The organism is Acutalibacter sp. LFL-21 (assembly GCF_025630755.1).
GTDB classification, from domain to species: Bacteria; Bacillota; Clostridia; order Oscillospirales; family Acutalibacteraceae; genus Acutalibacter; species Acutalibacter stercoravium.
Genome location: NZ_JAOTNT010000025.1, coordinates 1 through 2777 on the forward strand (window position 1 = coordinate 1; position 2777 = coordinate 2777).

The 2777-nt window shown below is 51.7% G+C and carries 3 protein-coding genes and 1 pseudogene; 3 read left to right on the forward strand and 1 reads right to left on the reverse strand.

Annotated features, from left to right (window positions below):
• Positions 1–159 (forward strand): annotated as a pseudogene (locus ODJ80_RS13900) (ATP-binding protein); the annotation flags it as partial.
• A 14-nt stretch (positions 160–173) separates the two neighbouring features.
• A complete protein-coding gene (locus tag ODJ80_RS13905) occupies positions 174–368 on the forward strand; it encodes a transposon-encoded TnpW family protein (RefSeq protein ID WP_118752236.1) in 195 nt (64 codons plus the stop codon).
• Between the two features lie 63 nt (positions 369–431).
• Here the strand turns inward: ODJ80_RS13905 and ODJ80_RS13910 are convergent, their stop codons facing one another.
• A complete protein-coding gene (locus ODJ80_RS13910; protein ID WP_089701074.1) occupies positions 432–848 on the reverse strand; it encodes a regulatory YrvL family protein in 417 nt (138 codons plus the stop codon).
• Between the two features lie 225 nt (positions 849–1073).
• Between ODJ80_RS13910 and ODJ80_RS13915 the strand changes: the two genes are divergently transcribed.
• On the forward strand, positions 1074–2693 hold the full coding sequence (locus ODJ80_RS13915) for a recombinase family protein (RefSeq protein ID WP_118752237.1): 1620 nt from the start codon (positions 1074–1076) through the stop codon (positions 2691–2693).
• Positions 2694–2777: the final 84 nt, after the last annotated feature.

Here is a 2777-nt window from a genome sequence, read left to right on the forward strand (position 1 = left end):
ACGCTGGACGACCTGCGGAACCCGGAGGACACTGCCCATTCACGGATTTATGACCGGCTGCTTTCCATGTGCGTCCCGGTGCGCTTTACCGGCGAGAATTTCCGGCAGGAAACCGCGCAGCGGAAAATGGAGAACATGAAGAAACTGATTACCGACTGAAAGGAGTATTGCCTATGGCAGATAACAAGCAGCCCGACACCCGCACCACCCGTCGCCCCGACTGCGTGACGGAAATCCGCATGGGCAATTCCGTCCTTGTCGTGTCCGGCTATTTCAAGAAAGATACCACGACCACCGCCGCCGACAAAATGGCGCGGGTACTGGAAGCGGAAGCCGCTGCTACACAGGAGCCGACCTATCCGGCGTGAACCGGGGAATGGAAAAAGCGGCCATGCCGGGAAGCGTGGCCGCTGGAACTGGAAAAGCTGAAATCAGGACTCTTTTTTCTTTACATCACTAATCCCAAAGAGTGCAAACACCAGAGCCAAAACAATCAGCGAAATCGTATTTGCAGATACAGAGGGCATGAAATAATCGACGATATAAAAGCCGAAAAATGTAGTGATAGTATCTAACAGCACATACATACAGACGGCCATTTCCCTTGTTATTCTGTCAAGGTTAAGCAATGCTTTTGGAAATGCGCCTGCGACTAAATTCATGGGATATGAAACAATCGACGCGATTATGAAATACAGGATAAAGCCGCCGACACTCTCATACTCAAAGCCGAGCAGACGCATGATTGCACTGCTGAATATGGCGATTATGGACAAGACGGCGATGATTAGAACAGCCCCCAAAATGAATATGATTATTTTTTCCCGCTTATTGTTGTTGTTATCCAAGAGTACCTCTCCCTTATGTTTGGATTTTGAAGCTGATATGAGTATATCACAGGAAGATGAACTTTTCTACTGAAACCGGCACAACGAGACGCTACACAAAAATCGTCATTTTGACAAATCATAAAGAAGCGGATTTTACACTTTTGCCGCTATACAACCAGCCCTGTTCCGTGGTACAATGAAACCACGGAATAGTGGGGCTGGCTGTCGGAAACGGAGGATTTTATGTTAAGACAAGCCACCCAAAACCTCATTACCGCCCTTTATCCGAGATTGTCCCATGAGGACGAATTGCAAGGCGAGAGTAATTCCATATCGAACCAAAAAAGGATACTCGAAGCCTTTGCAAAACAGAATGGCTTTACCAACCTGCGCTGGTACACCGACGACGGCTATTCCGGCGCGAACTTTCAAAGGCCCGGTTTTCAAGCCATGCTTGCAGACATTGAAGCCGGGAAAGTGGGTACAGTTATCGTCAAGGACATGAGCCGGTTAGGGCGAAACTACTTGCAGGTAGGGTTTTACACGGAAATGCTGTTCCCCCAAAAGGGTGTGCGGTTTATCGCTGTCAACGACAATGTGGACAGCGCAAACGGCGGCATGGACAACGATTTTACCCCTCTGCGAAATCTGTTCAACGAATGGCTGGTGAGAGATACGAGCAAGAAAATCAAGGCAGTTAAGAGAGCAAAAGGCATGAGCGGCAAGCCCGTTACCAGCAAGCCGGTGTACGGCTACCTCATGGACGAGGACGAGAATTATATCGTTGACGAAGAAACCGCGCCGGTAGTCCGGCAGATATACCAGCTTTGCCTTGCCGGGAACGGCCCGACCAAGATTGCCCGTATGCTTACGGAGCAGCAAATCCCCACGCCGGGGACGCTGGAATACCGCAGGACAGGCAGCACACGCCGCTACCATCCCGGCTATGAGTGCAAATGGGCGACGAACACCGTCGTTCATATCCTCGAAAACCGGGAGTACACCGGCTGTCTGGTAAACTTCAAGACGGAGAAGCCCTCTTACAAGACCAAGCACAGCGTAGAGAACCCCGTGGAGAAGCAGGCCATTTTCCCCGACCACCATGAGCCGATTATCGACACGGAAACATGGGAGCGCGTGCAGGAGTTACGCAAGCAGCGCAAACGCCCGAACCGCTATGACGAAGTGGGGCTGTTCTCCGGTATGCTGTTCTGCGCCGACTGCGGCCATGTGATGTACCAGCAGCGGTATCAGAACAAAACCCGCAAGCAGGACTGTTACATCTGCGGCAGCTACAAGAAGCGTACCCGCGACTGTACGGCGCACTTTATCCGCACCGACCTGTTGACCGCCGGTGTCCTTTCCAATCTCCGGCAAGTGACCGAGTATGCCGCCAAGCATGAGAGCCGCTTTGTAAAGCTGCTTATCCAGCAGAACGAGATCGGCGGCAAGAGAAAGACCGCCGCAGCTACGAAGCAGCTTGAACAGGCACAGGAGCGCATTTCCGAAGTGAGCCGCATTATCAAGCGGCTGTATGAGGACAATGTGAACGGCAAAATCAGCGACGAGCGTTTCATGGAACTGTCGGCAGACTATGAGCAGGAGCAGCGGGAACTGAAAGACCGCGCCGCCGCTTTGCAGGCCGAACTGGACAAGTCACAGGCCGCCACCGTCAATGCGGAAAAGTTTATGGGTATCGTCCGAAAGCACCTTGCCTTTGAGGAATTGACCCCCACCCTCTTGCGGGAAATGATTGAGAAAATCGTCGTGCATGAGTGCAGTTATGACGAGAACGGCACCCGCAGGCAGGACATTGAGATTTATTACAGCTTTGTCGGCAAGATTGACTTGCCCGAAGCCTAACGCCCGACCTATCCGACACAACGCGCGAGTGCCGGATAGGAACGGCAAAATTTTTTACACTTCTATTACTTCTTTATCGCACAT

Excerpts from the sequence above, each read along its gene's own strand:
- ODJ80_RS13905 (WP_118752236.1), top strand. The coding sequence starts at position 174 with ATGGCAGATAACAAGCAGCCCGACACCCGCACCACCCGTCGCCCCGAC.
- ODJ80_RS13915 (WP_118752237.1), top strand. The coding sequence starts at position 1,074 with ATGTTAAGACAAGCCACCCAAAACCTCATTACCGCCCTTTATCCGAGA.